16 protein-coding genes are annotated in these 25,228 nt (G+C 71.4%); 12 read left to right on the top strand and 4 right to left on the bottom strand.

From position 1 onward, the window contains the following. Positions 1 to 18 precede the first annotated feature (18 nt). From ACWD0F_RS34995 to ACWD0F_RS34985, 3 genes are all read left to right on the top strand, one after another. Complete coding sequence (locus ACWD0F_RS34995) at positions 19 to 768, top strand: alpha/beta fold hydrolase (protein ID WP_449883502.1); 750 nt, start codon at positions 19 to 21, stop codon at positions 766 to 768. Positions 769 to 776: 8 nt separating this feature from the next. Beyond that, positions 777 to 1,688: an RNA polymerase sigma factor SigJ gene (gene sigJ, locus ACWD0F_RS34990; protein WP_449883500.1), complete on the top strand. Its 912-nt coding sequence runs from the start codon at positions 777 to 779 to the stop codon at positions 1,686 to 1,688. A gap of 111 nt (positions 1,689 to 1,799) precedes the next feature. Further along, complete coding sequence (locus tag ACWD0F_RS34985; protein WP_449883497.1) at positions 1,800 to 2,177, top strand: hypothetical protein; 378 nt, start codon at positions 1,800 to 1,802, stop codon at positions 2,175 to 2,177. A gap of 38 nt (positions 2,178 to 2,215) precedes the next feature. Here the strand turns inward: ACWD0F_RS34985 and ACWD0F_RS34980 are convergent, their stop codons facing one another. The 3 genes from ACWD0F_RS34980 to ACWD0F_RS34970 all read right to left on the bottom strand — a co-directional run bounded on the left by ACWD0F_RS34980 (position 2,216) and on the right by ACWD0F_RS34970 (position 6,761). After that, the gene (locus tag ACWD0F_RS34980) at positions 2,216 to 3,814 is read right to left on the bottom strand and encodes an ATP-binding protein (RefSeq protein ID WP_449883495.1); all 1,599 of its coding nucleotides are present in this window, start codon (positions 3,812 to 3,814) and stop codon (positions 2,216 to 2,218) included. Between the two features lie 84 nt (positions 3,815 to 3,898). Next, a complete protein-coding gene (locus ACWD0F_RS34975; protein WP_449883493.1) occupies positions 3,899 to 5,641 on the bottom strand; it encodes an MFS transporter in 1,743 nt (580 codons plus the stop codon). Between the two features lie 28 nt (positions 5,642 to 5,669). Next, positions 5,670 to 6,761, bottom strand: coding sequence for an epoxide hydrolase family protein (locus tag ACWD0F_RS34970; protein WP_449883491.1), 1,092 nt, complete (start codon positions 6,759 to 6,761; stop codon positions 5,670 to 5,672). Positions 6,762 to 6,819: 58 nt separating this feature from the next. Between ACWD0F_RS34970 and ACWD0F_RS34965 the strand changes: the two genes are divergently transcribed. Continuing rightward, positions 6,820 to 9,447 (top strand): AAA family ATPase, encoded by a 2,628-nt coding sequence (locus ACWD0F_RS34965; RefSeq protein WP_449883489.1) that lies wholly within the window; start codon positions 6,820 to 6,822, stop codon positions 9,445 to 9,447. 50 nt (positions 9,448 to 9,497) lie between these two features. Here the strand turns inward: ACWD0F_RS34965 and ACWD0F_RS34960 are convergent, their stop codons facing one another. Further along, on the bottom strand, positions 9,498 to 9,719 hold the full coding sequence (locus ACWD0F_RS34960; protein ID WP_449883486.1) for a hypothetical protein: 222 nt from the start codon (positions 9,717 to 9,719) through the stop codon (positions 9,498 to 9,500). A gap of 452 nt (positions 9,720 to 10,171) precedes the next feature. Between ACWD0F_RS34960 and ACWD0F_RS34955 the strand changes: the two genes are divergently transcribed. From ACWD0F_RS34955 to ACWD0F_RS34920, 8 genes are all read left to right on the top strand, one after another. Further along, a complete protein-coding gene (locus ACWD0F_RS34955; protein WP_449883483.1) occupies positions 10,172 to 11,494 on the top strand; it encodes a cellulose binding domain-containing protein in 1,323 nt (440 codons plus the stop codon). 360 nt (positions 11,495 to 11,854) lie between these two features. Continuing rightward, positions 11,855 to 12,907 (top strand): ketoacyl-ACP synthase III family protein, encoded by a 1,053-nt coding sequence (locus ACWD0F_RS34950; protein ID WP_449883481.1) that lies wholly within the window; start codon positions 11,855 to 11,857, stop codon positions 12,905 to 12,907. Further along, complete coding sequence (locus tag ACWD0F_RS34945) at positions 12,904 to 13,155, top strand: hypothetical protein (RefSeq protein WP_449883479.1); 252 nt, start codon at positions 12,904 to 12,906, stop codon at positions 13,153 to 13,155. The genes ACWD0F_RS34950 and ACWD0F_RS34945 overlap by 4 nt, the downstream gene beginning before the upstream one ends. A 19-nt stretch (positions 13,156 to 13,174) precedes the next feature. Then, positions 13,175 to 14,251, top strand: coding sequence for a ketoacyl-ACP synthase III family protein (locus ACWD0F_RS34940; RefSeq protein WP_449883476.1), 1,077 nt, complete (start codon positions 13,175 to 13,177; stop codon positions 14,249 to 14,251). Positions 14,252 to 14,267: 16 nt separating this feature from the next. After that, positions 14,268 to 18,044, top strand: coding sequence for a type I polyketide synthase (locus ACWD0F_RS34935; protein WP_449883474.1), 3,777 nt, complete (start codon positions 14,268 to 14,270; stop codon positions 18,042 to 18,044). Between the two features lie 120 nt (positions 18,045 to 18,164). Next, complete coding sequence (locus tag ACWD0F_RS34930; protein ID WP_449883471.1) at positions 18,165 to 21,080, top strand: helix-turn-helix transcriptional regulator; 2,916 nt, start codon at positions 18,165 to 18,167, stop codon at positions 21,078 to 21,080. A 29-nt stretch (positions 21,081 to 21,109) separates the two neighbouring features. Beyond that, a complete protein-coding gene (locus ACWD0F_RS34925) occupies positions 21,110 to 21,331 on the top strand; it encodes a hypothetical protein (RefSeq protein WP_449883469.1) in 222 nt (73 codons plus the stop codon). Between the two features lie 118 nt (positions 21,332 to 21,449). Next, a complete protein-coding gene (locus ACWD0F_RS34920) occupies positions 21,450 to 25,220 on the top strand; it encodes a S8 family peptidase (RefSeq protein ID WP_449883671.1) in 3,771 nt (1,256 codons plus the stop codon). The last annotated feature ends 8 nt before the right edge of the window (positions 25,221 to 25,228 follow it).

Here is a 25,228-nt window from a genome sequence, read left to right as displayed (position 1 = left end):
GGTGATGGTCCGCCGCTGGTGCTTCTGCACGGCATCGGGTCCTTGCGCGCGGCCTGGGGGCCGGTGCTCGACCGCCTCGCGGAGTCGCACACGGTGTACGCGATGGACCTGCCGGGCTTCGGTGAGTCCGAGAGCCTGGGCAGCGGCGTTTCACCGACGCCGCGCCGGCTTGCCGAGGTCGTGGCCACGACCCTGGACGACTTGGGTCTCGACACGCCTCACCTTGCCGGGCACTCGCTCGGCGGGTGGGTGGCGCTCGAACTGGCTCACCTCAGGCCCGTCGCCTCGCTGACCCTGCTGGCTCCGGCCGGTCTGTGGAAGAAGGGACAACCGGCGTACTGCGCCGTGAGCTTCCGCCTGACCTGGGCCGCGTGCCGGTACGGGACGCGGCTGCTCTCCACGCTGTCGCGCCGGGCCTGGGGGCGCCGGCTGTTGTTCTGGCAGCTCTTCGCCCATCCCGAGCTGCTCAGCCCCGAGGACGTGATCCGCGACGTCACCGCCCTGGGACATTGCCCGGGTTTCATGCCGACGTTGCGGGCCTGCCGGAACATCCGCTACCGGGCGGAGCGGGACGTGCTCGCGCCGGTGACCCTCGCCTTCGGGACGTCAGATCGGGTGCTCCTGGCTCGGCAGTCCCGCTTCACCGACCAGCTTCCGCCGCACACCCGGCAGGAACTCCTGCCCGGCGCCGGTCATGTGGTGGTGAGCGATGCTCCCGAGCTGGTCTGCCAGGTCATTCTCGCGACCACGCGAGCGGTGGCGTCCTGATGCCGCGCATGACCGGCCGCCCGGTGACCGGGCCGGGCGGCGACCGGGCAGCCGAGCTCGCGGTCGGCTACGCCGCGGCGCGCGCCCGTCTGGTCCGGGTGGCGTACGCGATCCTGGGGACGGTGTCCGAAGCGGAGGACGTGGTCTCCGAATGCTGGTTCAAGCTCGTCCGCGCCGACCGGCAAGGTCGCGTCCAGGACGTCGAAGGCTGGGCGACCGTGGTCGTCGCGCGAGCGGCGATGGACGTGCTCCGGTCCGCACGGGCACGCCGCGAGACCTACACCGGCCCCTGGCTCCCCGAGCCCGTCCTGACTCCCTTGGCGAACCCCGCCGACTCGGCCGACCCCGCGGACCGGGTCACGCTCGATGAGTCGGTCGGCTTCGCGCTGCTGATCGTCCTGGAGTCGCTCACCCCGGCCGAACGCACCGCCTGGGTGCTGCACGACCTCTTCGGCATGACCTTCGAGGAGGTCGCCGCGACCGTCGGCCGCACACCGGCAGCGGTACGCCAGCTCGCTGCCCGTGCCCGCAAGCACGTCGGCGAGGGCGCAGCACGCATCGACGTCGACCGCGACCATCACCGTCAGGTCGTCGAGCGGTTCCTGGCCGCCGCGGCGGATGGCCACCTGAGCGCCCTCATCGAGATTCTCGACCCCGGCGCCGTGCTCACCAGCGACGGCGGCGGCAGGACCAACACCGCCCGCCGGCCGGTCCACGGCGCCGAACAGGTCGCCCGCTTCGTGCTGGTCCTCATGAGCAAGGCCGAACCCGGCCAGATCCTCGCGCCGGTCGCCGTCAACGGCGCCTTCGGGGTGGCCTTCTACGACCAGGGTGAGCTCGACACCGTCGTCTCCTTCACCGTCGCCGACGCACTGATCCAGCGGATCGACTTCGTGCGCGCCCCGGACAAACTGCGATAACCGGAGGCTCCGCCGGTCACGGTGCGATCCCGGCCATCCCACCCACCCTGCCGGGTGAGCTCTTTCGCGAAGCCATCAAGCGCTGGAGGCGGTCGTAGAAGGGATGGGCCGATGAGCAAGACGATCACCTATGTCGTCACCTATGAGAACGGGCGATGGGTGTCGCGCTGCCCTGCCGGGGAGGTAGAGGGAGTCGGTGTGGCCGGCTCCCTGTCTCAGCTGGAGCGCGACTTGACGGAGATTCACGCCTGGGCTTGGCCCGCGAGCATTCCCGGCGTGGAGTTCGTCTTCGACCTGCCCGAGGACGTGGCCGGGGTGATGGCCGAATACAGCCGTGCGAAGGAGCTGGCGGAGGCTCACACCAAGCGCGCCGCGGAGCTGGCCGTCAAAGCCGCGAAGGTGCTCACGAAGCACTGGTCGGAGCCGGATACGGCACGTGTCATGGGACTGTCCAAGCAGCGTGTCCACCAGTTGAAGGTGCGCGCCTGACGGTGGCCGAGCACCGGCGCTGACCGCTTAGGAACCCGTCAGACACGCAGGACGGTGACCTGGCGGCCGGACGGTGTGGTTGCCTGCTCGAAAGCGCCTCGTTCGTTCCAGGGTGGGGCTTCTGGGCGTCGGTCGAAGATCACCAGTGCGCCGGTGGTGAGGGTGAGGCGGTCCAGGTAGCGGTCGAGTTGGGTGAGGCCGCTGGGTGTCGGGTCGGTTTCGGCTGCTCGCCAGACCTTCAGCTCCATGGCCTCGCGCTGCACCAGCCGTCCGCCGTCGGGGCCGGTGTAGGGCCAGCGGACCAGGACGTCCAGGCGTTTGGTGCCGGCGGCGTACTCGCGGTCGAGCTGGCCTCCGCCGTTGACCAGGCGGTGCAGGAAGGCCATGAGGATGATCTGGCAGGCGGCCTCATGGTAGCCCTCCTGCTGGATGAGGACCTCGCCGTGCTCGCGCCAGAACACGACGAACTCCCGCAACAGGCGCGGCAGGTCGAAACGGCCGTCCGGCAGCACGAAGCTGTGCGGATCGGCCTTCACGAACCGCTCCGTACGATCGCCCAGGACCCGTAGCAAGACCTCTCGATAGATGGGGTTGGCGATCTCCAGATCCCTGGTCCCCCGGATGAGGCCCAGATCGTGCACGTAGGAGACGTCATCGTCGAAAGAAGTGTCCGTGTCCGGCAGTGTCCCCGCCAGGATCGGTTCGATCACCCGTTCTATCCGTGGTTCTCGCAGCCGCGCCACCAGGGTGTCCAGGTGGGTGGCGCGCGCCCGGATCAACCGTTCCTTGGCCTCCTCCACCTGCCCGACGGTGATGGCATCGGTCACTCCCATCTTGAAGGTGATCTCATAGGCGAGGGCGTTGACCAGCCATGGTTGTCCCCGCGTGAGCTCGAAGACCTGATCCACCGCGTCCTTGGTGAACTCCTGGCCGGTCGCCTGGGTGTGCTGGCCGTACAGCTCGGCGATCTCATCGGTGGTGAAGTCGCCCAGGCGCAGCGACTCGGTAATGATGTTGAACGGGCTGGCCGGGTTCGATCCATCGGGCTTGCCGCCTGAGGCGACCTTGTAGTCGCGCACGTCGCGCAACCCGCACAGCACCACCGAAGAGGGGAACGGATGGCCATCCGGCCGCGCGTTGTGACCGTCGCGGAGCTGACTGAGGATGCTGACCATGCTGTTGCCCTGCACGGCGTCGATCTCGTCGAGGAGCAGCACCACCCGGCGCGGGCAGCGGCGGCACCACTCGCTCAGTGCCTCATTGAACCGGCTGCCTGGCGTGACCTGCGGCCAGGGGTCCGGCGGCAGCAACTCCTCCGGCCATCCCGACCGCGCGGCGGCCTGGCGGAGGGAGTCCAGCAGAAGCGACTCCGCGGCGGCGTAGTCGTCGCCGGCCGACTTGGCGCGCTCGCAGGAGAACATCAGGGCGGCGATGTCGCCCTGAGTGTTCAGCTCGGAGGCCAGGGTGCGCAGCGTGGTCGTCTTGCCGGTCTGCCGGGGCGCGTGCAGCACGAAGTAGCGATCCATCTCGATGAGCTCGCGCGCCTGGGGGAGCCGCCGTGTGGGGGGCAGCATGTAGTGGTGCTGCGGGCCGCAGGGGCCGGCGGTGTTGAAGGATCTCGCTCGGGGTGGCCGCATGGTCACATTCTGCCATCATGTGCTCGCGCCGTGTCCGAATCAGCCGATCGTGCGCTCATGGAGGGGTCCCCTGCGGGGAGCGGGTCATGGAAAGTGACCTTCCGGTGTGTCTCTTCCGGGTTGAGATCCTGTCGTGGCCGTGGGTTCGGGGCGCAGGCGAGGCCGCGACGGAAGAAAGAAGCCGATCGCGAAGGCCAGGACGGTGAGGGCGAGGGTGAGCCGGGTCGCGGCGTGGGCGGCGGCCAGCGAGTCGCGTTTGTGCGTGTCGGCCACGGCCGCCGCGATCGCCTTGGTGATCGCGGGGCCGGCCGGCCGGTCGGCGGTGCGGCAACTCGCGGGGACGGCGTCAGGAGTCGCGGCGTTCTCGGTGTCGTGCACACAGGTGCGCAGGCCGGTGACGATCTGCTCCTGGGTGGTGGCCGGGACGCCTGCGATCGTCAGTTCGGCGCGCAGGCGAGGTGCGGCGGTGGTGTCGTAGTTGTGCAGGGCCTCCGAGCCGATCACGCCGAAGAAGGTCGTGGCGAGTACGGCGACGCCGAGGGAAGCGCCGAGCTGCTGAAGGGATTCCAGGATGCCGGAGGCGGAGCCCACCTGATGGTCGTCGATGTCACCCAGGATGATCTCGAAGAGCGGGGCGAAGATCATGCCCATGCCGGCGCCGAAGGCCAGCAGCGGCGCGGCCAGATCCCAGCCGCCCAAGGCGACCCCGGCGAGCGAGAACGCCACCAGAACCCCGGCCAGGCCGCCGGCCATCACGACGAGCCCCACATGCAGGATCCGGCGGCCGACCCTGGGCGTGAGGGTGCTGCCCACGACGGAGCCGGCGAAAGACCCGATGGCCCACGAGGACATGGCCAGGCTGGCGTCGAGCGGCACATAGCCCAGCCCGAGCTGCAGGAACAGGCCGATGGCCAGGGTGATGCCGGCGATCGCGCCGAAGAACACCATGACGAAGACGACGCCGGAGGTGTAGGACCGCTTGGCGAACACCGCCAGATCGACCAGCGGGGTGTGACCGGCGCGCGTGCGCCGGACCTGGTGGTAGACGAAGATCGCGAGCAGTGACGCCGCGCCCGCCGGCATGCCCGAGGTCCAGGCCGGCCGGCCCAGTTCGCGGCCCTGCATGAGGGGGAAGACGAGCAGGAACATCGCGGTGCCGCCGAGGACCACGCCGGGCAGGTCCAGGCGTGACCGGCGGGCCGTGGCCGGGCGGGCCGGCAGCGCCCGCCCGCCCGCGATCAGGGCGAAGGCGGCGAAGGGCAGGTTGATGCCGAAGATCATGCGCCAGCCAGTCCCGAACAGGTCCGCGTCGATGAGCAGACCGGCGACGACCGGCCCGAGGATCGTGGACAACCCGATCACCGGGCCGAGCACGGCGAACGCCTGGCCGACCTGCCGGGGTGGGAACAGGTCGCGGATCAGCCCGAAGCTCTGCGGGATCATCACCGCGGCGAACAGTCCCTGCACGATGCGGGCGGCGATCAGGGCCTGGGGCGACCACGCCAGCGCGCAGGCGAGCGAGGCGGCGGCGAATCCCGCCACCCCGATCAGCGCCATGCGCCGGCGACCGTACATGTCGCCCAGCCGCCCTCCCGTGAGCAGGCCGACCGCCATGGCCAAGGTATAGGCGGCGGCGCTCCACTGCAGCTCGGCGTACGTGCCGGCCAGGTCGGCGCGGATCGCGGGGGCGGCCACGCTGATCACGGTCGAGTCGAGCAAGTTCAAGATCATGGCGGCCAGCACCGCGGCCAGTCCGAGCCATTTCCGGGGCGCCGTAACCTGGCCGGCGCCGAGCGGGGCCGGGGACGAGCCGGGGGTCACGGCCATGGGGGGTTCTCCCGGAAACGGGGTCGGATCAGCGGAAGAACGCGCGGACGTCTTCGACGAGGAGGTCAGGCCGTTCGAGGGCGAGGTAGGCCCCGCCATGGTCGAACTCCGTCCAGCGGGCGACGCTCGCCTCCCGCTCGGCCAGGCTGCGCACCGTCACGTCACCGGCCGCCACCGCGAAGGCGACCGGGACCGTGACCTTGGCCTTCGGCCCCCACGCGTTCGGGTCCTCGGAGATGTCGCGGTAGCTCTGCGAGATCGACCCCTGGGTGCCGGTGAACCACTGGGTGCTGACCTCGGTCAGGATCCGGTCACGGGAGAAGGCGTCCTCGGGCAGTTCGGCGGCGTCGTCCGTCCATTCCTTGAACTTCTCCACGATCCAGGCGGCCTGGCCCACGGGGGAGTCGTGCAGGCCGTGCGAGATGGTCTGCGGGCGGGTGGTCATGATGACGTTGAAGCCCATTCCGTCCTGCATGAACCTCTGCATGAGGCCCAGCCGCCGCTGCTCGTCCTCGTTCAGCGCGGGCAGCTCGCCGGTCGGGATCGTGACGTAGGCGTTGACGTGGATGCCGGCGAGGCGCTGGGGGACCTGGCGGCCGAGCTCCATGGACAGGTTGGCGCCACCGCCGCCGCCGTGTGCGCCGTACCGCTCGTATCCGAGGCGGGACATCAGCGCGTCGAACAGCGCGGCGGTGCGCGGGACGGTCCAGCCGGCACTGGCCAGCGGCGTGGAGAAGCCGAAGCCGGGCATGGTCGGGGCCACGATGTGGAAGTGGCGCGACAGAGGCGTGAGCACGTCCAGCAGGCCGATGATGCCGCCGGGGTTGTCGTGCATGAGCAGCAGCGGCAGCGCGTCCGCACGTTCGGCGCGGATGTGCCGGAAGTGCACGGTCTGGCCGTCGATCTCGGTCCTGTACTGCGGCCACTGGTTGAGCTCGACCTCCGCCTTGCGCCAGTCGAAGCCGTTGGCCCAGTAGTCGGTCAGCCCCCTGAGGTAGTCGACCGGCACGCCGCGTTCCCATCCGGCGCCGGGCAGCTCGGCCGACCAGCGGGTGCGGATCAGGCGTTCGCGCAGGTCATCCAGGGCTTCTTGCGAGATGTCTATCTGGAAAGGCGTCATGGTGCGAAACTAGGGCGTTGTTGGGAGAGGACGAATGAGTCATCTCATAGGTAATAGCGTGCGCCCTGTGTTGTGGGGGCGCGACGGCGAGCAGGCCACCGTGCGCCACCTGCTGGCCGGGGCCCGCCAGGGCACCAGCGGCGTGCTGGTGCTGCGCGGCGATCCCGGCATCGGCAAGACCTCGCTCCTCGACCATGCCGCTTCGGCCGCCGGCGGGATGCGCGTGCTGCGCGGCTCCGGTGTGGAGTCGGAGGCGGAGCTGCCCTTCGCCGGCCTTCACCTGCTGCTGCATCCCGTCCTCGACCGGCTGCCGCGCCTGCCGCGGCCGCAGGCGGACGCGCTGCGCGGCGCCTTCGGTCTCGGACCGGCCGCCGGAGACCGCTTCCTCGTCGGCCTCGGCGTGTTGTCCCTGCTGTCGGAGCTGGCCGCGGCGGGCAGCCTGCTCTGCCTGGTCGACGACGCCCACTGGCTCGACCACGCCTCCGCCGACGCGCTGCTCATCGCCGCCAGGCGCCTGGACGCCGACGGTGTCGCGCTCCTGTTCGCCGCCCGCGACCCCGGCTTCCCCGCGCCCGGACTGCCCGAATACCGGCTCGGCGGCCTGCTGCCCGCCGACGCCGCCAAGCTGCTCGACGCCACCGCGGGTGAGCTGCCGGTCGGGCTGCGCCACCGGGTGCTCGCCGAAGCCGACGGCAACCCGCTGGCCCTCATCGAGCTGCCCAAGTCTCTCGGCCTGCACCCGCTGACCGGACGGCTGCAGGAGGCCTTCGAGCATCGGGCCAACGCGCTGCCCGCCTCCGCCAGGACGCTGCTGACCGTCGCCGCGATCGACGGCACCGGTGAGCTCGGCACCGTGCTGGCCGCCGGGCGCGAGCTGGGCGCCTCGGCCGACGACCTGGAGACGATCCGGCAGAGCGGGCTGGTCGCCGTCGAGGGGCACCGCCTCGACTTCCGCCATCCGCTCGTGCGGGCAGCCGTGCAAGGAGCCGCCGGGAAAGAGGTACGGCTGGCCGTACACGCTGCCCTGGCCAGGGCTCTGCCTGAGCCGCAGGACGCCGACCGGCGGGCCTGGCACCAGGCGGCCGCCGCGACCGCACCCCACGAGAAGCTCGCCGAGGAGCTGGAGAGCACGGCGCGGCGCGCGGCCGAGCGCGGCGGCGGAGCGGCCGCCGCGGCCGCCTACCAGCGGGCCGCCGAGCTCAGCGTCGACCCGGCCGACCGGGCCAGGCGGCTCACGCTGGCCGCCGAGGCGGCCGAGTACGGCGGGCGCTTCGATCACGCGCGCGCCATCGCCGAGCACGCCGGCGGCCCTAACACCGACCCGGCGCTGACCTCCCGGCTCATCCGCGTGCGGGCCTGCTCGGACTACGGGATGGGGCTGCTGCCCAGCGCCCACGCGCTGCTGTCCATGGGCGTGGACCACATCGCGGAGGAGGATCCGCAGGCGGCGGCCTGGCTGCTGCTCGACGCCTCCTCGCTCATCTGGCTCGACGGCGACCGGGACATGGCCGCGCGGACCGCACGGCAGCTCGCCGGCCTGCGGCTGCGGGAAGACGACCCGGCGACACCCGTCTATCTGCTGTGCCGGTGGTTCGCCGCGCTCGCGTTACGCCGGCCAGCCGAAGGGCTGCCGCCGCTGCCCGAGGTCGTGGCCGCCGCCCGCGAGCTGGCCGGGCTCGACCGGCGTGGCCTCCTCCTGGTCGGCGCGCTGGGCCTGGCCGAGCCCGACCGCCACACCCACGACCTGGCCACCAGGGCCACCGCCGCGATCCGCGTGGAGAGCCGGGTGGGCCTGCTGCCCCAGGCGCTGACGTATCTCGCGAGCACCCAGCTCGCGCTCGGCTGGCACGCCGACGTCCGCGCGCACGCCGGAGAGGCGGTGCGGATCGCGCGCGACACCGCCCAGCCCCAGTGGGCGACGCAGGCCGGCGCGCTCCTGGCCCACCTGGGCGCGATCGAGGGCGAAGAGGCCGCCTGCCAGGGCTTCGGCGACGCGCGGGCGCTGCTGGATCTCGGGCTCGGCCGCGCCGACTCGGCGCTGCTCGCCTACGAAGACCTCCTGTACGGCAGGGCCCGCAACCAGATCTCCGCCATGCGCGTCGTCCCGGACATGGTGGAGGCGGCCGTGCGCTGCGGCACGCCGGGCCGGGCCACCCAGGCGCTGGCCAGGTTCATCGAATGGGCCGCCATCCTGGACCAGCCGTGGGCCCACGCGCTCGCCCACCGCTGCCGCGCCCTCATCGAGCCGGCCGAGGAGCACTTCACCACCGCGCTCGCCCTGCACACGCGCCCCTTCGAGCAGGCGCGCACCCAGCTGCTCTACGGCGAGTGGTTGCGCCGCGCCCGCCGTCGCGTCGACGCCCGCCCGCCGCTCACCTCGGCGTGGCAGACCTTCGACCGCCTCGATGCCCACCCGTGGTCGGCGCGGGCCAGGGCCGAGCTCGACGCCGCCGGATGGGCCACCCCGCGCTCCGGCGAGCGCGACCCGCTGGCCGCCCTCACCCCGCAGGAGGGCCAGATCGTGCAGCTGGCCGCGCAGGGGCTGACCAACAGGCAGATCGCCGCGCGGCTCTTCCTCAGCCCGCGGACCGTGGGCCAGCACCTCTACAAGGCATTCCCCAAGCTGGGCGTCACCTCGCGGACCGAGCTGGCCGCCCGGTCCCACCCAGGGAGAGCCACGCCGTAGCACCGGAGCGCACGCGCCCCACAGGCTGGGGGCGCGTGCGTTTCACGAGGTCACGCGTAGAGGAAGTAGTAGCGGTACCGGCTGTCCCACACGCATGAATAGCTCGTCCACCAGCCCTGGGCGATGCCCTGGTTGCCGATCCGCTGGCACTCCGAGGAGTCCTTGAAGAGGCCGGACAGCCTCGCGGTGGCATGCGCCGGGGTGGCGCCGATCGTCAACGACACTCCGAGGGCCAGAACGGCCGAGACGAGAACAGCGCGTGCCTTTCGCATTCGTCCTCCTGCGACTGGGGAGATCATGACGGTGGACATTATCACTAACCACGCGCCAGGGAGATTGTCAGCCCGAATCAGTGGCAAGGCGGTCATGAAACTTTCATCGACGTTATCGCCGACGGCATTTTCTGGAGTTCCAACTACCGCCCATGGGAGGCGTACGCACGCCGTGGGGTGATCTGATACTTCCTTCGCGCTTTGCGCCCGTAAAGTACGATTTACGCCGCTTTTCCTGTTCGGTCGGCACGATACGCGGAAACCTTTGACCATTGTCACTTGCGTGTCATATCGTCGCCCCCGCCCATATCGATGTGAGCTGCGACACCCGAGCAGAACATTGTTCTCGCCGGCGCTACGGTCGGCGTGCTGATCGCGGCTGCCCCGGCACCGGAGAGGACATGGACGGCCACCGGGGACGCGGCGATCATCCGACCAACCGGAGTCGCACCATGCAAGCTCGAATCCGCACGCCCATGATCGTCGGCATGGTGATGACCATGCTGGCCGCCATCGGTGTGTCAGGGGCCTTCGCGCCGCCGGCTCACGCCGCGCAGGTGATCACTGACATCGCTTACGCACCCGCGCAGCCGGCCGGCAGCAGGGGGCATCTGCTGGACATCTACCTGCCGTCCACCGGCATCACGCCCCGGCCGGTGCTGATCTGGCACACCGGCTCGGCGTGGTCGAGCGACGACGGCAAGGCCGGCGCGGACGCGATCGCGGACATCTTCACCCCGCTGGGCTACGCCGTGGTCGGCGTCAGCGTCCGCTCCAGCGCTCAAGGGATATTCCCGGCGCAGGTGCACGACGTCAAGGCGGCCATCCGCTGGCTGCGCGCGAACGCCGCCACGTACCAGCTCGACCCCAACCGCTTCGCGATCATGGGCGACTCCTCGGGCGGCTGGCTGACGGAGATGGCCACCCTGTCCGGCGGCGTGGCGGCGCTGGAGGGCACCGTCGGCACGACCGGCGTCTCCAGCGCCGTGCAGGTGGGACTCGCCTTCTACAGCCCGACCGACTTCCTGCAGATGAACGCGCAGAACCTGCCGACCGGCGGGCTGGACCACGACTCTCCCGCCTCCCCGGAATCCCTCCTGGTCGGCTGCCCGATCCAGACCTGCCCGGCCAGTGCGGCCCTGGCCAATCCGATGACCTACGTCGACGGCAACGACCCGCCGCTGCTGTTCCTGCACGGCCAGGCCGACTTCCTGGTGCCGCACGGGCAGAGCGTCCTGCTCTACAACAGGATCAAGGCCCAGTGCGGTGACGGCACGTTCGTCTCGGTGCCCGCAGCGGATCACATGATGCCCCAGATCATGGACCCGGCCCAGTACGGCCTGCAGACCGTCCGCACCACCACCGACTGCACCGAGACCGTCGGCACCGGCACGTTGAACCCCACCTGGGCCAACTTCGCGACCTTCCTGCGCACCGGGCTCAAGATGGGCACCTCCTGCGAGGTCGCCTATTCCACCGCCCCGGGGAGTGGCACGTTCACCGGCAGCGTGACCGTCAGGAACACCGGCACGACCCCCATCGAGGGCTGGGCCGCGACGTGGGCCTGGTCGGGCAATCAGCAGGTCACGAGCGCCTGGACCGCCACGGTGACCCAGTCCGGCACCCAGGTGACCGCACGCAACGTCGGCTATAACTCCTACATCGGCCCCGGCTCCAGCCAGAGCTTCGGCTTCTCGGCGACCGTCACCGGGACGAACGCCATTCCGGCCCAGTTCAAAGTGAACAACATCGCCTGCACGAGAGTGCCCGCCTGAGACGACGACGCGCGCCGGGCCTGAGCCGAATGGCGGCGGCCCGGCGCCGTTCTCCGCCCGGATTCCGAAACATTTCATTCGGGAAAACCGCGTTGTGAAGAGGAAAGGCGCATTTCCTTATTCCACCACGTTCTGTCAGATCGTGATCACACAATGTCGCTGACCAGATTGCGGACTTTCTTATTGCTTCCGCCGATGGGCCGCCCCTATCCTTGCCCCGTGACGGCTCGCCGGCCTATTTCACGTTCTTTTCTGACCGGCCGGGGGCCGCTTACTATCCCGGGGCCCGAATAAATCGGATAAGCCGCCTTCCCCGGCTGAAGGCCGTGGTCAGGGATCTTTCGATGAGTTAGGGGACGTGTGCGTACACCCAACATGTTCGTCAGGAGCCTCGGCGTCTATGTGCCGGAGAGCGTGACCGTCGAGCAGGCGGTTCGTGCGGGCTGGTACCCGGCCGACGAGGCCGAGACGTTCCAGCAACTCGGCGCGGCGGTGGCCGGCGACATGCCCGCGCCCGAGATGGCGCGGCTGGCGGTCCTGGACGCGTACGACCGCTGGGGTGAGTCCTCCCCGCGTGATCTCGACCTGCTGCTCTACCCGTCGGTCTGGCACCAGGGCCCGAACGGCTGGCAGCCCCAGCACTACCTGCAGATGCACCTCATGGGCGGGAACGTGCCGGCGTTCGAGATCCGGAGCGGCTGCGTAGGGATGATCAGCTCGCTGGAGCTGGCGGCGAGCTATCTGCAGGCCGGCGCGGGCCGGGACACGGCCATGGTCGTCTCCTCCGACAACCACGGCACCCCGCTGGTGGACCGCTGGCGGATGACCCCCGGGGCGCTGATCGGCGACGCCGCGGCCGCGCTCATCCTCGGCAAGGACTACGGCATGGCCGAGCTCCTGTCGGTGAACGCGACGGTGATCCCGGAGGCCGACGCGGTCAACGACGGCGCCTACCCCCTGTTCCCCCCGGACGCCACCGTCGGCAGGGGGCTGAGCTTCGGGGACCGGCACGAGGAGTTCCGTCAGCGGCTGCTCCAGGCGCACGGAACCGGGATCCACCTGACGATCCAGAAAACGATGATGCAGCAGATCGAACAGACCCTGGACGAGGCCGGGATCGGCCTGGCCGACATCACGCGGGTGGCGTTCCCGCACGGCCGCCGCGAGGACCTGGACGGGCAGATGTCCTGGCTGGGCATCGACGAGGAGCAGACGACCTGGGACTACGGGCGGCGCGTCGGCCACTGCGGCGCGGTGGACCAGTTCATCGCCTTCGAGCATCTGATCGCGACCGGCGGGCTGGTGGCCGGCGATCACCTGCTCATGGTCGGGTTCGGCTCCGGCACGTCCGTCGCCGCGGCGGCGTTCAGGGTCCTGTCCCCCTCTCCCGTCACGAGCGGAGCACACGCATGACCGAGATCACGCAGCGGCTGGTCGACTTCATCCAGGAGAACCTCGTCCCGGAGGGCGACGACATCAAGGTCGACGAGACGACCCCGCTCCTCGTGTCGGGTCTCCTGGACTCCCTGCGGACGGCGCGCCTGCTGAACTTCCTCCGGAGGGACATCGGCGTCCCGATCCCCGCCGCGAAGCTCGACCCCGAGAACTTCAGGGACGTCGTGACCATCGTCACGATGGTCAGAGAACTCGAATCCGTTTAGCCGGAGCGAGGACAGAGTCATGCAGTGGGCGGACACGTACATCAGCGGAGTGGGAGCCTTCCTCCCCCGGACCGTCGTCAGCGTCGAGAAGGCCGTCGCCAAAGGCTGGTATCCGGCCGAAGAGGCCGAGCTGCACAACCTGGCGGGGACGGCGGTGGCCGGTGACATCCCGGCTCCGGAGATGGCCCTGCACGCGGCGCAGAGCGCGATCAAGCGCAGCGGGCGGGCGCCGGCCGACCTGGATCTCCTCCTGTACGCCTCGACCTGGCACCAGGGACCGGACGGCTGGCCTCCGCACTCCTACCTGCAGCGTCATCTCGTCGGCGGGGACGTCCTGGCCACCGAGATCCGGCAGGGCTGCAACGGGATGTTCATCGCCCTGGAACTCGCGGCCGGCTACCTGGCCGCCGGGGCCGGCGGGCGGGCCGCCCTGCTGGTCGCCTCCGACAATTACGGCACCCCGCTGATGGACCGGTGGCGGATGGGCCCCGGCTACATCGGCGGGGACGCCGCCAGCGCGCTCGTGCTCACCACGGAGGGCGGTTTCGCGCGCCTGATGTCGGTCTGCACGACGACGGTGGCCGAGGCCGAGGAACTGCACCGGGGCAGCGAGCCCCTGTTCCCCCCGGGCGTCACGGTCGGGCGCCGGATGAGCTTCGCGGCCAGGAACGAGCAGTTCCGGCAGCAGCTCATGCCCAAGGGCGAGGCCACCGCGGCGCTGTTCAACATCCAGCGGGCGCTCGTCGAGGTCGTCGAGCGCGCGCTGGACGAGAGCGGGATCAAGGCCGGCGATCTCACCCGGGTGGCGTTCATGAACTACTCCGAAGAGATCGTCGAACAGCGGTGCATGGCCATGCTCGACCTGCCCATGTCCCGCTCGACCTGGGACTACGGCCGCACCATCGGCCACTGCGGGGCCAGCGACCAGGTCCTCTCCCTGGACCACCTGCTCATGACCGGGCGGCTGGGCCCCGGAGACCACCTGCTGATGCTCGGCACCGGGCCGGGAGTGACCGTCTCCGGCGCCGTGATCAAGATCATCGAGACTCCTCAATGGGCCGGAAATCGAAGGGAAATGAACGCAGATGGTCGATAGTCCGCGCGGAGCCCAGGTGGAACCAGTGGCGGTGGTCGGGATCGGATGCCGCCTTCCCGGCGACGTCCACTCACCGGACGAGCTCTGGGACCTGTTGTGCGCCGGCCGGAACACGACCCGGCCGCTGCCCGCCGAACGCTGGCGCCGGTACGAGAACCGGAGCCCCGAATACGCCGCCGCGCTGCGCGACGCCGTGCGGCACGGCAGCTTCCTGAGCGACATCGAGGGTTTCGACGCGGAGTTCTTCGGCCTGTCGCCCCGCGAGGCCGAGCTGATGGACCCGCAGCAGCGGATCCTGATGGAGACCGCGTGGGAGGCCCTGGAGCACGCCGGCCTGCCGCCGCACGAGCTGGCCGGCACCGACGCCGGGGTGTTCGTCGGGGTCTGCACCGCCGACTACGGAAGCCGCCTGCTGGAGGACCTGCCCCAGATCGAGGCGTGGACCGGGATCGGCGCCGCGACCTGCGCGGTCGCCAACCGCGTCTCCTACTCCCTGGACCTGCGCGGGCCCAGCATGGCGATCGACACCGCCTGCTCGGCGTCGCTGGTCGCGCTGCACCTGGCCGCGCAGAGCCTGCGGCTCGGCGAGAGCGACGTCGCCCTCGCCGGCGGCGTCAACCTGCTGGTCACCCCGGGTCAGACCCTCACGCTCGGCACCGCCGGAGCCCTGGCCCCCGACGGGCGGTCCAAGTCGTTCGACGCGTCGGCCGACGGCTACGGACGCGGCGAAGGTTGCGGCATGGTCGTGCTCAAGCGGCTGTCCGACGCCCAGCGCGACGGCGACCGGATCCTCGCGCTCGTCATCGGCAGCGCCGTCAACCAGGACGGGCACACCAACGGCATCATGGCGCCGTGCGGGGAGGCCCAGGAACACGTGATGACCCGGGCCTGCCGGCAGGCGGGCATCGCGCCGGCCACCGTCGGCTACATCGAGGCGCACGGCACCGGGACCCGGCTGGGCGACCCGCTGGAGGCCGGCGCGCTCTCCTCCGTGTACGGCACGGGGCGGGCCCCCGGCGACCCGTGCCTCATCGGCTCGGTCAAGTCCAACATCGGCCACCTCGAAGGCGCCGCCGGCATCGCCGGCGTCATCAAGGCGGTGCTCGCCCTCGACCGCGGTGAGATCCCCCCGAGCGTGCTGACCACCCTCAACCCGGCCATCGCGTGGGAGACCTCGGGTTTGCGCGTGGTGACCGGACTGTCGCCCTGGCCGGAGCGCGACCACCCCCGCAGAGCGGGCGTCTCCAGCTTCGGGTACGGCGGCACGGTCGCGCACATCCTGCTGGAGCAGGCTCCTCCATCCCAGGAGGTGCCCGGGGGAGAGGGGACGGGGGAGCTGTTCCCGCTGTCGGCCGCGTCGGAGAAGGCGCTGCGTCAGTACGCGGGCAAGCTCGCCGATCACCTCGGGACAGGGCTCGGCCTGGCGTCGGCGGGGCACACGCTGGCGCTCCGGCGCAGCCATCTGACCCGCCGGGCCGTCGTGATCGGGGCGGATGGGGACGAGCTGGCGGCCGGTCTGCGCAGGCTCGCGGACGACGTGCCGGCCGAGGCCGTCATCACCGGGGACGTGCTGCCCGAGCTCGGTCCCGGGCCGGTCTGGGTCTTCTCCGGGCAGGGCTGCCAGTGGCGCGGGATGGGGCGGGAGCTGCTCGCCGTGCCGGAGTTCGCGTCCCTGGTCGACGAGGTGGAGCCGATCTTCGCCGCGGAGATCGGCTTCTCTCCCCGGCAGGTCCTGGCCGACGGCGATCTCGACACCATCGACCGCGTGCAAACCATGATCTTCGTGATGCAGCTCGGCCTCGCCAGGCTCTGGAACGCGTACGGGGTCGCTCCGAAGGCCGTCATCGGCCACTCCGTCGGCGAGATCGCGGCGGCGGTGACGGCCGGCGCGATGACCGTCGCCGACGGCGCCCGCCTGATCTGCCGCCGGTCCCGGCTGCTGCGCCAGGCCGAGGGCAAGGGGGCCATGGCGATGGTCGGCCTGTCCTTCGAGGAGGCGGCCGAGCGGCTGGCCGGCCGTACCGACCTGGTGGCGGCGATCTCGTCGGCGCCCGGCTCCACCGTGCTGTCCGGCGACGTCGCCGCGGTCGAGGCGGTACTGAACGACTGGCCGGCCGAGGGCATCGTGGTCCGGCGGGTGGCGTCGGACGTCGCCTTCCACAGCCCGCACATGGAGCCGCTGGCCGTCGAACTGGCCGCCGCCACCGCCGATCTCTCGTTCGGCGCGCCCCGCATCCCCATGTACACGACCGCGCTGGCCGACCCCCGGTCGGCGCCCGTCCTGGACAGCGCGTACTGGGCGGCGAACCTCCGGGACCCCGTGCGGCTGACCGCGGCGACGACGGCCGCGGCGCAGGACGGCTACCGCGTGTTCCTGGAGATCTCCCCCCACCCCGTGGTCGCGCACTCCGTCACCGAGACGCTCTCGGAGAACGGGTTCGAGGACGTGTTCGTCGGCACGTCACTGCGCCGGAACCAGCCGGAGCTGCCGGCCTTCCTCGTCGCGGTGGGCACGGCGCACTGTCACGGCGTCGACGTGGACTGGAGCCGGCTGCAGCCGTCCGGCGGCCTGGCCGATCTGCCGCCGTACGCCTGGCAGCACCGCCGCCACTGGCGCGAGTCCTACCTCGAGGACGACAACCGAGGGCACGACGTGCACTCCCACACCCTGCTCGGCGCCGGGAACAACCTCGCGGGCAGCCGGACCCGGGTGTGGCGGACCGGCCTGGAGGACGCCAACCGGCCCTACCCGGGCAGCCACACGCTCAACGGGGTCGAGATCGTGCCCGCCGCCGTGCTGGTCAACACGTTCCTGCACGCGGTCGAGGACGAGGACGTCACCCTCACCGACGTGGAGATGACGCATCCGCTGATGACCGCGGAACGCCGGCAGATCCAGGTCGTGCACGAGCCGCCGGCGGTCCGGCTCGCGGCCCGTACGCCGGCCGGTCCTGACGAGCCGGAACCCGCCTGGCTGGTGCACGTCACCGCGAACGTCGCCGCTCCGGGCCAGGTGAAGCCCGACGTGCTGCCGGACGCCGGCGCTCTCACCCCGATCGGCACCGGGTACGTGCACGAGCGGCTGGCCGCCGTGGGCGTGCCCTCGACGGGCTTCGGCTGGACGATCGAGACGCTGCTCGGCGGAGACGGCGCGCTGCGGGCCACGGTCCGCACCGAGGAGCCGGGGAGCTGGGCTTCGGCGCTGGACGCGGCGATGTCCGTGGCGCCCTGCGTGTTCCCCGGCGATCCGGTGCTGCGCATGGTCGTGCACATCGACGAGGTGGTGCTGACCGGCACGCCGCCCTCGACGGTGATCATCGACGCGGCCGTGGACCCGGTCGCCGTCGACACCGTCCGGGCGCTCCTGGCCGACGTGGACGGCCGGGTGGTGGGACACCTCGCGGGACTCCGCTATCCGGTGATCGACGCGCCCGCCCCGGCCGAGGAGAACCTGCAGCAGGCCGCGGAGTCGTACGCCGGCCTGGCGCCCGAGGACCTGCACGAGCGCGTCCAGCCCGAGGTCCGCGCGGAGATCGCGGCCGTCATGAGGCTGGCCCCCGAGGACCTGGCGATCCGGCGTCCCCTGGTCGAGCAGGGGCTGGACTCGGTGATGACCGTCATGGTCCGGCGGCGCCTGGAGAAGCGCTTCGGCTGCCGTCTCCCCGCGACCCTGCTGTGGCAGCAGCCCACCATCGCCGCGATCGGGAATCACCTGGTGGGGCTGCTCGCGACCGCGAGACCGGACGCGGCGGCGGAGACCGTTCTCGACAGCAGGCCCGCGATCGGGGGTTGAGACCGCCGGCCGGGCAGCCCGAGGGGCGATCCTCTCGGCCTGCCCGGCCGCATCGGTAGCGCATTTTCATCTGGAATTCACCTGCAACGAGCACAAAGGGGGTTTTGTGGTGGTGTGAGGATGACGCCGCCACATGACTCGTCGGACCGCCCGCTGGTGCGGGCGGCGCGGAGCACTGCCGGGAAGCGGGTCGTGTCGCCGACGCTGGTCGGGCGCGTCGAGGAACTGGCGACGCTGGTGGCGGCGGTGACCGGCCCACCGGCGGTGGTGTCGGTCGAGGGCGAGGCGGGGGTCGGCAAGACCAGGCTGGTGACGGAGCTGCTCGGCCGGCCCGAGGTCGCCGGCCGCCGGGCGCTGCTGGGCCGGTGCCACCCGCTTCGTGAGTCGTTCCCGCTGGGCCCGGTGATCGAGGCGGTGCGCGGCATCGGGGACGAGCTGCGCGGGTTGCGTCTCAGCGGAGTGGCCGGAGCGTTGCGGCCGTTGCTGCCCGAGCTGGCGGAGGTGCTGCCGCCCGCACCCGATCCGCTGGACGATCGCATCGCCGAGCGTCACCGGGTCTTCCGCGGGCTGATGGACGTCCTGGTGGCGGCGTCGCCGGCGGTGCTGGTGCTGGAGGACCTGCACTGGGCGGAGGAGCAGACCACCGACTTCGTGGCCTACCTGCTGGGCGGCGCACCGCCTGGGCTGACGGTGGTGCTCACGTACCGTGGTGCGGAGGTCAGCGCGGCCGTACGGGCGTCGACGGTCAGGCTGCCGCCCGCTACGAGTCAGGCCCATCTGGTGCTGGCGCCGCTGGACCAGGGCGAGACCGGTGCGCTGGCGACCGCGATCCTGGACACCGACCGGATGTCGGAGGAGTTCGCCCGGTATCTGTGGGAACGCACCGCCGGGCTGCCGTTCGCGGTGGAGGAAGTGCTGGCCCTGGTGCGTGAGCGCGGTTCCCTGGTGCGCCGCGGTGACCTCTGGACGCGCCGGGCGCTGGAGGAGCTTGAGGTTCCCCGGGGCGTCCGGGACTCGACGCTGGAACGGATCGCCCGGCTGCCGGCCGACGCCCGCCGGCTGACCGAGGCCGCGGCCGTGCTGCAGGCCCCCGTCGCGCTCCCGGTGCTGCTGTCCGTCGCCGAGGACGCGGGCGAGGGGCTGGAGGAAGCGGTCGGCTCCGGACTGCTGATCGAAGACGGCGAGGCGTTCGGGTTCCGCCACACGCTGGCGGCCCAGGCGGTCTACGAGACCCTGAGCGGCCGCAACCGGCGCCGGCTGCACGGCCGGGCGGCGGACGCGCTGCGGGCACTCGACCCCGTTCCGCTCGGTCAGGTGGCCCACCACCTCAAGCACGCCGACCGGCTCGCCGAGTGGGCCGTGGCCGCGGAACAGGCGGCCGCGCAGGCCGTCGCGCTGGGGCACGAGGACGAGGCCGTCCGCCTGCTCGCGGAGGTCGTACGGCGGGCGCCGATGACGGGCGAGCGGCGCGGCCGGGTCGCGGTCAAACTCGGGTGGGCCGCACTGGACACGCTGCGTGCGCGCGAGGTCATCCCGCTGCTCGACCACGTTCTGGACGATGACCTGGCCGGTCCGCTGCGCGGGGAGTTGCGGTTCCTGGTGGCCGTCGCCCTGGGCCAGGCGGGCCAGGACCCGGACCGGCAGCGGGAGCTGTTCACGGCCGCGATCGACGATCTCCAGGACCGCCCGGATCTGCTGGCGTGGGCGCTGGTGGGCCTGGGCGTCACGCCCCGCCCGAACGAACCGATCCGGGCGAACGTGCAGTGGCTGAGCCGCGCACTCGACCTGGTCGGCGAGGTCGACGACCGGCTCCTTGAGGTGTTCGTGCTGGGCAAGGCCGGTTCCGTCTTCCTGGACATCGGGGACCCGGCGTGGCGTGACGTGGCCGATCGCATGCTGAAGATCACCGGTGGCGCCCCTCAGCGGCGTCGCGAGGCGAACGCCCATTATTCGGTCGGTGTCTCCGCCTGTTACGCCGGCCATTTCGACATGGCCGAATCCATGCTCACCAGCGGGTTGCGCGCGTCGGCCGTGCAGCAGAACCGGCGGCTCGAGGTCATGCTCCGCAGCGGGCTCACGCTGCTGCGCTACTGCCGCGGCGACTGGGACGGACTGCGCGGCGAGATCGACGACCTCCTCGCCGACGTCGCGCACTACGCGCCGAGCCGCATGGACGTCGAACTGGCCGGCGGTTGCCTCAACCTGGCGCACGGCGCCGTGGACCAGGCGGACGAGCGGCTGCGGCAGGTCACCGAGCTGGCCGTGGAGATCGGGGCGTACGAGGTCGTGCCGGCGGCGGCCGGCGGATGGGCACGGGCCAGGCTGGCACGTGGCGACACGCAAGGGGCGCTCCACTGCGTCCGGCTGCTGCGGCACGAGCTGGACAAGTGGGGTTACTGGCCCTCGGCCGGCTGGGCGCTGCCGTCGGCCGTCGAGGTGTGGACGGCGGCCGGCGAGCACGGTGAGGCGCGGCGGTTCACCGAGCGGGTGGAGCGAGAGCTCCGCCACCTGGATGCGCCGCTCGCCTCCGCCGCCTTGTGTTACGCCCATGGTGTGCTGGACGGCCGGGCCGGCGACTTCCTGGCGGCGGCCGTGCGCTACCAGAACGCGTCCGCCCCGTACGAGGCGGCGCGGGCGCGCGAACGCGCGGCCGGCCTGCTGCTCGATGGCGGCGACCCGCGGGGCGGCCCGGTGCTGCGCGACGCCGTGACCGTCTACGAGCGGCTCGGCGCGACATGGGATCATGGCCGGGCGGCCGGCGTCGCCCGGCGGCACGGGGTCGCGCTCCCGGCACGCCATCGTGGTGGGCGTCAGGGCTACGGCGCGCAGTTGTCCCCCCGCGAGCGTCAGGTGGCGGAGCTGGCCGCCCACGGGCGGACCAACAAGGAGATCGCGCAGGCGCTGTTCGTCTCGGCCAAGACGGTGGAGAAGCACCTCGCCGCGGCGATGCGCAAGCTGCGGGCCCGCTCACGCACGGAGCTGGGGCGCCTGCTGGGGGACGCGGCGAGCAAAGATGGGGGATTCCCTAATAGCTAGCGGTTCGCCCGTTCTCCGATCATGTCCGTGTGGAAGAGAGCAGATCATCAGCGCCGGACGACGAGATCGGACCGACCGATCGCGACCGGGACGGGTGGCTGCCATCAGCGGAGCCGGGAGCTGCGATCCCGGCCGCCCCCACCGTCGCTGAACCCACCGTCGCTGAACCCACCATCGCGGAACTCACCGTCACCGAACTCACCGTCACCGAACTCGTCGAAGCGGACGAGGACGGGTGGGTGCCGCTGTGAGCTGCCGTAGGAACCACGTCTGAGGACCGATCTCACTCCTCAGATCATGCAGAGCACCGAAAGGGTTTCCATGCGCGTTCTCCGTTCCAGGGCGCCCGTTGTTTTAGCGGGCGTGTTGATGGCCGCGGTCGCCGGGCCCGCCGCGGCCGCGGCGCCCCCAGCCTCCGCGCCGCCGTCGCCCCCTGCGAGTTCGGCCGCCGCCAAGCCGCCGGAGGAGAAGACCTTCACCCTGCTGACCGGCGATGTGGTCCGGTTGCGGACCGCGGCCGACGGCAGCGCGATCGGTGAGGTCGTCAAGGATGCCGCCCCCTTGGGCGACATCACCTTCCAGCAGATGTCCGGTGGTCTCTACGCGCTGACCGGCGAGACGCTCCGCCAGATCGCCGCGGGCAAGCTGGACCGCGAGCTGTTCAACCTGACCAGGCTCGCCGAGTACGGCTACGACGACGCGCACACCAAGCAGCTGCCGGTCATCGCCACCTACAAGGACACACCGGCGCAGGCGCGGGCCGCGGTGGCCGCCGCGCCGAAGGGCACGTCACGCAAGCGGACGCTGACCAGCGTCAAGGGCCAGGCGCTGGCGGTCGACAAGAGCAGGACGGCCGACGCGTGGGCGGCGCTCCAGGGCGGGGACACGCAGAAGGTCTGGCTGGACGGCCGGGCGAAGGCGTCCCTGGACGTGAGCGTGCCCGCGACCGGCGCGCCCGCCGCCTGGTCGGCGGGGCTGACCGGCAAGGGCGTGAAGATCGGGGTGGTGGACACCGGCATCGACCAGGACCACCCCGACTTCGCCGGCCGGATCGCCGCGTCGCAGAGCTTCGTCCCCGGCGTCTCCTCCGCGGCTGACGGCAACGGGCACGGCACGCACGTCGCGTCGATCGCGGCCGGGTCCGGCGCGGCGTCCGACGGCAAGTACCGGGGCGTCGCGCCGGATGCCGAGCTGGTGATCGCGAAGGTGCTCGACGACCAAGGCTCCGGCTACGACTCCGAGATCATCGCCGGTATGGAATGGACGGCGAACCAGGGCGCCAAGGTGATCAACATGAGCCTGGGCGGCCGGGCGAGCGACGGGAGCGACCCGCTGGCGCAGGCGGTCAACCGGATCTCCGAGGCCACCGGCGCGTTGTTCGTCGTCGCGGCGGGCAACGACGGCGACACCTACGCGCCGTACTGGGTCGGCAGCCCGGGCAGCGCGGACCAGGCGCTGACCGTGGGCAGCGTGGACAAGACCGCCCCGTACGACCGCAGCTACTTCTCCAGCTGGGGCCCGCGGCTGGGCGACAACGCGGTCAAACCGGAGATCACCGCGCCGGGCGCGGGCATCGCCGCCGCCAGGGCGGCCGGCTCGAAACTCGGCGGCGACGTCGGCGACGGCGACTACCAGTCGTTGTCGGGCACCTCGATGGCCACGCCGCACGTGGCCGGCGGCGTCGCGCTGCTGGCGCAGCAGCATCCGGACTGGAGCCGCGAGCAGATCCGGGACGTGCTGGTCAGCACGGCCAACCCCGGCAAGGAAGGCGAGGTGACCCGCGAGGGCGGCGGCATGATGGACCTGGCTCAGGCCGCGGCCGGTGGCCTGACCGCGACCGGCACCCTGAACCTGGGGATGATCAAAGATCCGTACCCGGTGACCGGCAAGACGGTGACCCTGCGCAACACCGGCGCCGAAGCCGTGCACGCCACCCTCGATCTCACGCTCACCAAGATGGACGAGCGGATGCTCCAGGCGACCGCGTTCACGCCCGGCGACGCGGTCACGGTGACCCCGTCGGCGGTGGACGTGCCGGCCGGCGGCACCGCCACGGTCACCGTCACCGTCGACCCGGGAGCTCTGGAGCTCGGGTCCTACTACGGCTTCCTCGCGGCCCGATCCGGTGACACGGTGGTCAGGACCACGCTGGGCTGGACCAAGGACCCCAAGCGCACCCAGCTGAAGGTCCGCGGCATCGACCGCACCGGCGCCCCGGCGCACACCACGTGCTGCTCGTTGCTGAGCCTGATGGACCTGGAGACCGGCCAGGACTGGCTCGGCCTCTACGACGAGGGCTCGGCGTACTTCATCGGGCTCGGCTACGACCCGATGCTGGTGCTCGGCCACCGGTACGCGCTGATGACCAACATCTCGGACTGGACCGCCGAGGAGCCGGTCTTCAAGCTGTCGGAGACCATCGCCGGTGAGCCGGAGCTGCTCATGGACGGCCCCCGGGAGCTGGTCTTCGACGCGCGGAAGGCCCAGCGGGTGAAATACCCCACGCGCCAGCCCGCTGAGCCGGTCGACCTGATGGCCGTGAACTGGCTCCGGCGCGTCGGAACGACCGGCCACGAATTCGGCCGGATCGGGCAGAGTTTCTACGGCGCCACCGGCTCGGCCGACGTCTACGTGCTGCCCGGCACGACCAAGGCCACCACCGGCAGCTTCACGATGGGATTCGGCACGGAGCTGGTCGCTCCCGCCCTGACCATGAAGGTCACCGGCCCGCGGGCGCCCGAGCTGCACCCCGCGTATCCGCTGGAGCCCTTCTGCGCCGCCGTCCTGCGATGCACGGCCACGTTCCGGTCACCCGGGTCGTACCAGGTGGTGGACGCCGGCAAGGGCAGCCCGGCCGAGCTGGCCGCGGCCGGCGTCCGGGGCAAGCTGGCGCTGATCGACGCGACCGTCGTCATCAGCGAATTCGGTCCGATCACGCTGGTCGACCAGCCGGCGGCCGACGCCGCGGCGGCAGGCGCGGCCGGGGTGCTGGTCGCCGTGACCGAGGACGGGCCGGCCCGCCGCGCCGTGGAGAAGCCGACCACGGTGCCGGTGGCGGTCCTCACCCACGACGAGGGCGAGCGCCTGGGCGCGACCGTCGCCAAGGGCCGTACCACCGTGACCACCGGCGGGACCCCGGTCTCTCTCTTCCTCTACGACCTGTCCTTCACCGTCGAGGACAAGATGCCGACGGACACCGTCTTCGAGACGGGGCCGAAGGATCTGGCCACCATCACGGCCCGATACCACGCGGACACCCCTGGCACGCTGTACACCATCGATGGCATCACTCCCAACCGAATGATCGCCGCGGTCACCAAGGTCGCCGCTCCGTTGACCCGCACCGAGTACGTCTCGCCGGGCCTGCGCCGGCAGTTCGTCAGCCAGACGAACCTGGTCCGCGAGGAGAGCTCGACCGAGTATGCGGCCGGTGCCCGCGTCACCGAGGACTACTTCGCCGCGCCGATGGCGCCCGGGCCCGGCAAGGTGCCGAGCCTGACGGCGTCGTCGTTCCCGCAATGGGGGTACGGCTATCTCTCGTTCGACCTGCTTCCGCTCCGGATCGGCAGCGGGTACCACTACGTGCCTGAGTGGCCGGAGACGAACCTCCGGTTCCTGAAGGACGGCAACGTGCTCTGCGAAGCGGCGTACCTCAGCAGTTGCACCCTGCAGTCGCCGACGACACCCGGCCGGTACCGGATAGAGCTCGACACGAAGCAGGCGGTCCGGCCGCTGTCCACGGCCAGCCGGACGGCCTGGGAGTTCGCCGTGCGATTCGACAATCAGGGGGCGGACGGCAAGGAGGTCCTGCCCATGGTCGACGTGCACTACGACGTGGCGCTGACCCCGGACAACACGGTCCGCGCCGGGTCGGAGTACTCGATCAAGCTGCTCCCCGGTCACCAGCCCGGATACAGCGGATCGGGCAAGTTCAGCGTGCGCGCCTGGGTCAGCGGTGACGACGGGGTCACGTGGACCGACCTGGGCAGCCGCAAGGTCAGCGGCGGCAAGACGGCCGGGTACGAGGCCAGGGCGCCACGCAACGGCGAGTTCGTGACCCTGCGGGTGCAGGCCACCGACTCCGCCGGCAACACGATCGACCAGACCATCACCAAGGCCTGGAAGGTCGAACGGAAGTAGGAAGGTGG

Source organism: Nonomuraea sp. NPDC002799, from assembly GCF_053592075.1.
The sequence above is the reverse complement of the archived record's forward strand: the minus strand, read 5'-3'. Positions and strand labels throughout refer to the sequence as shown.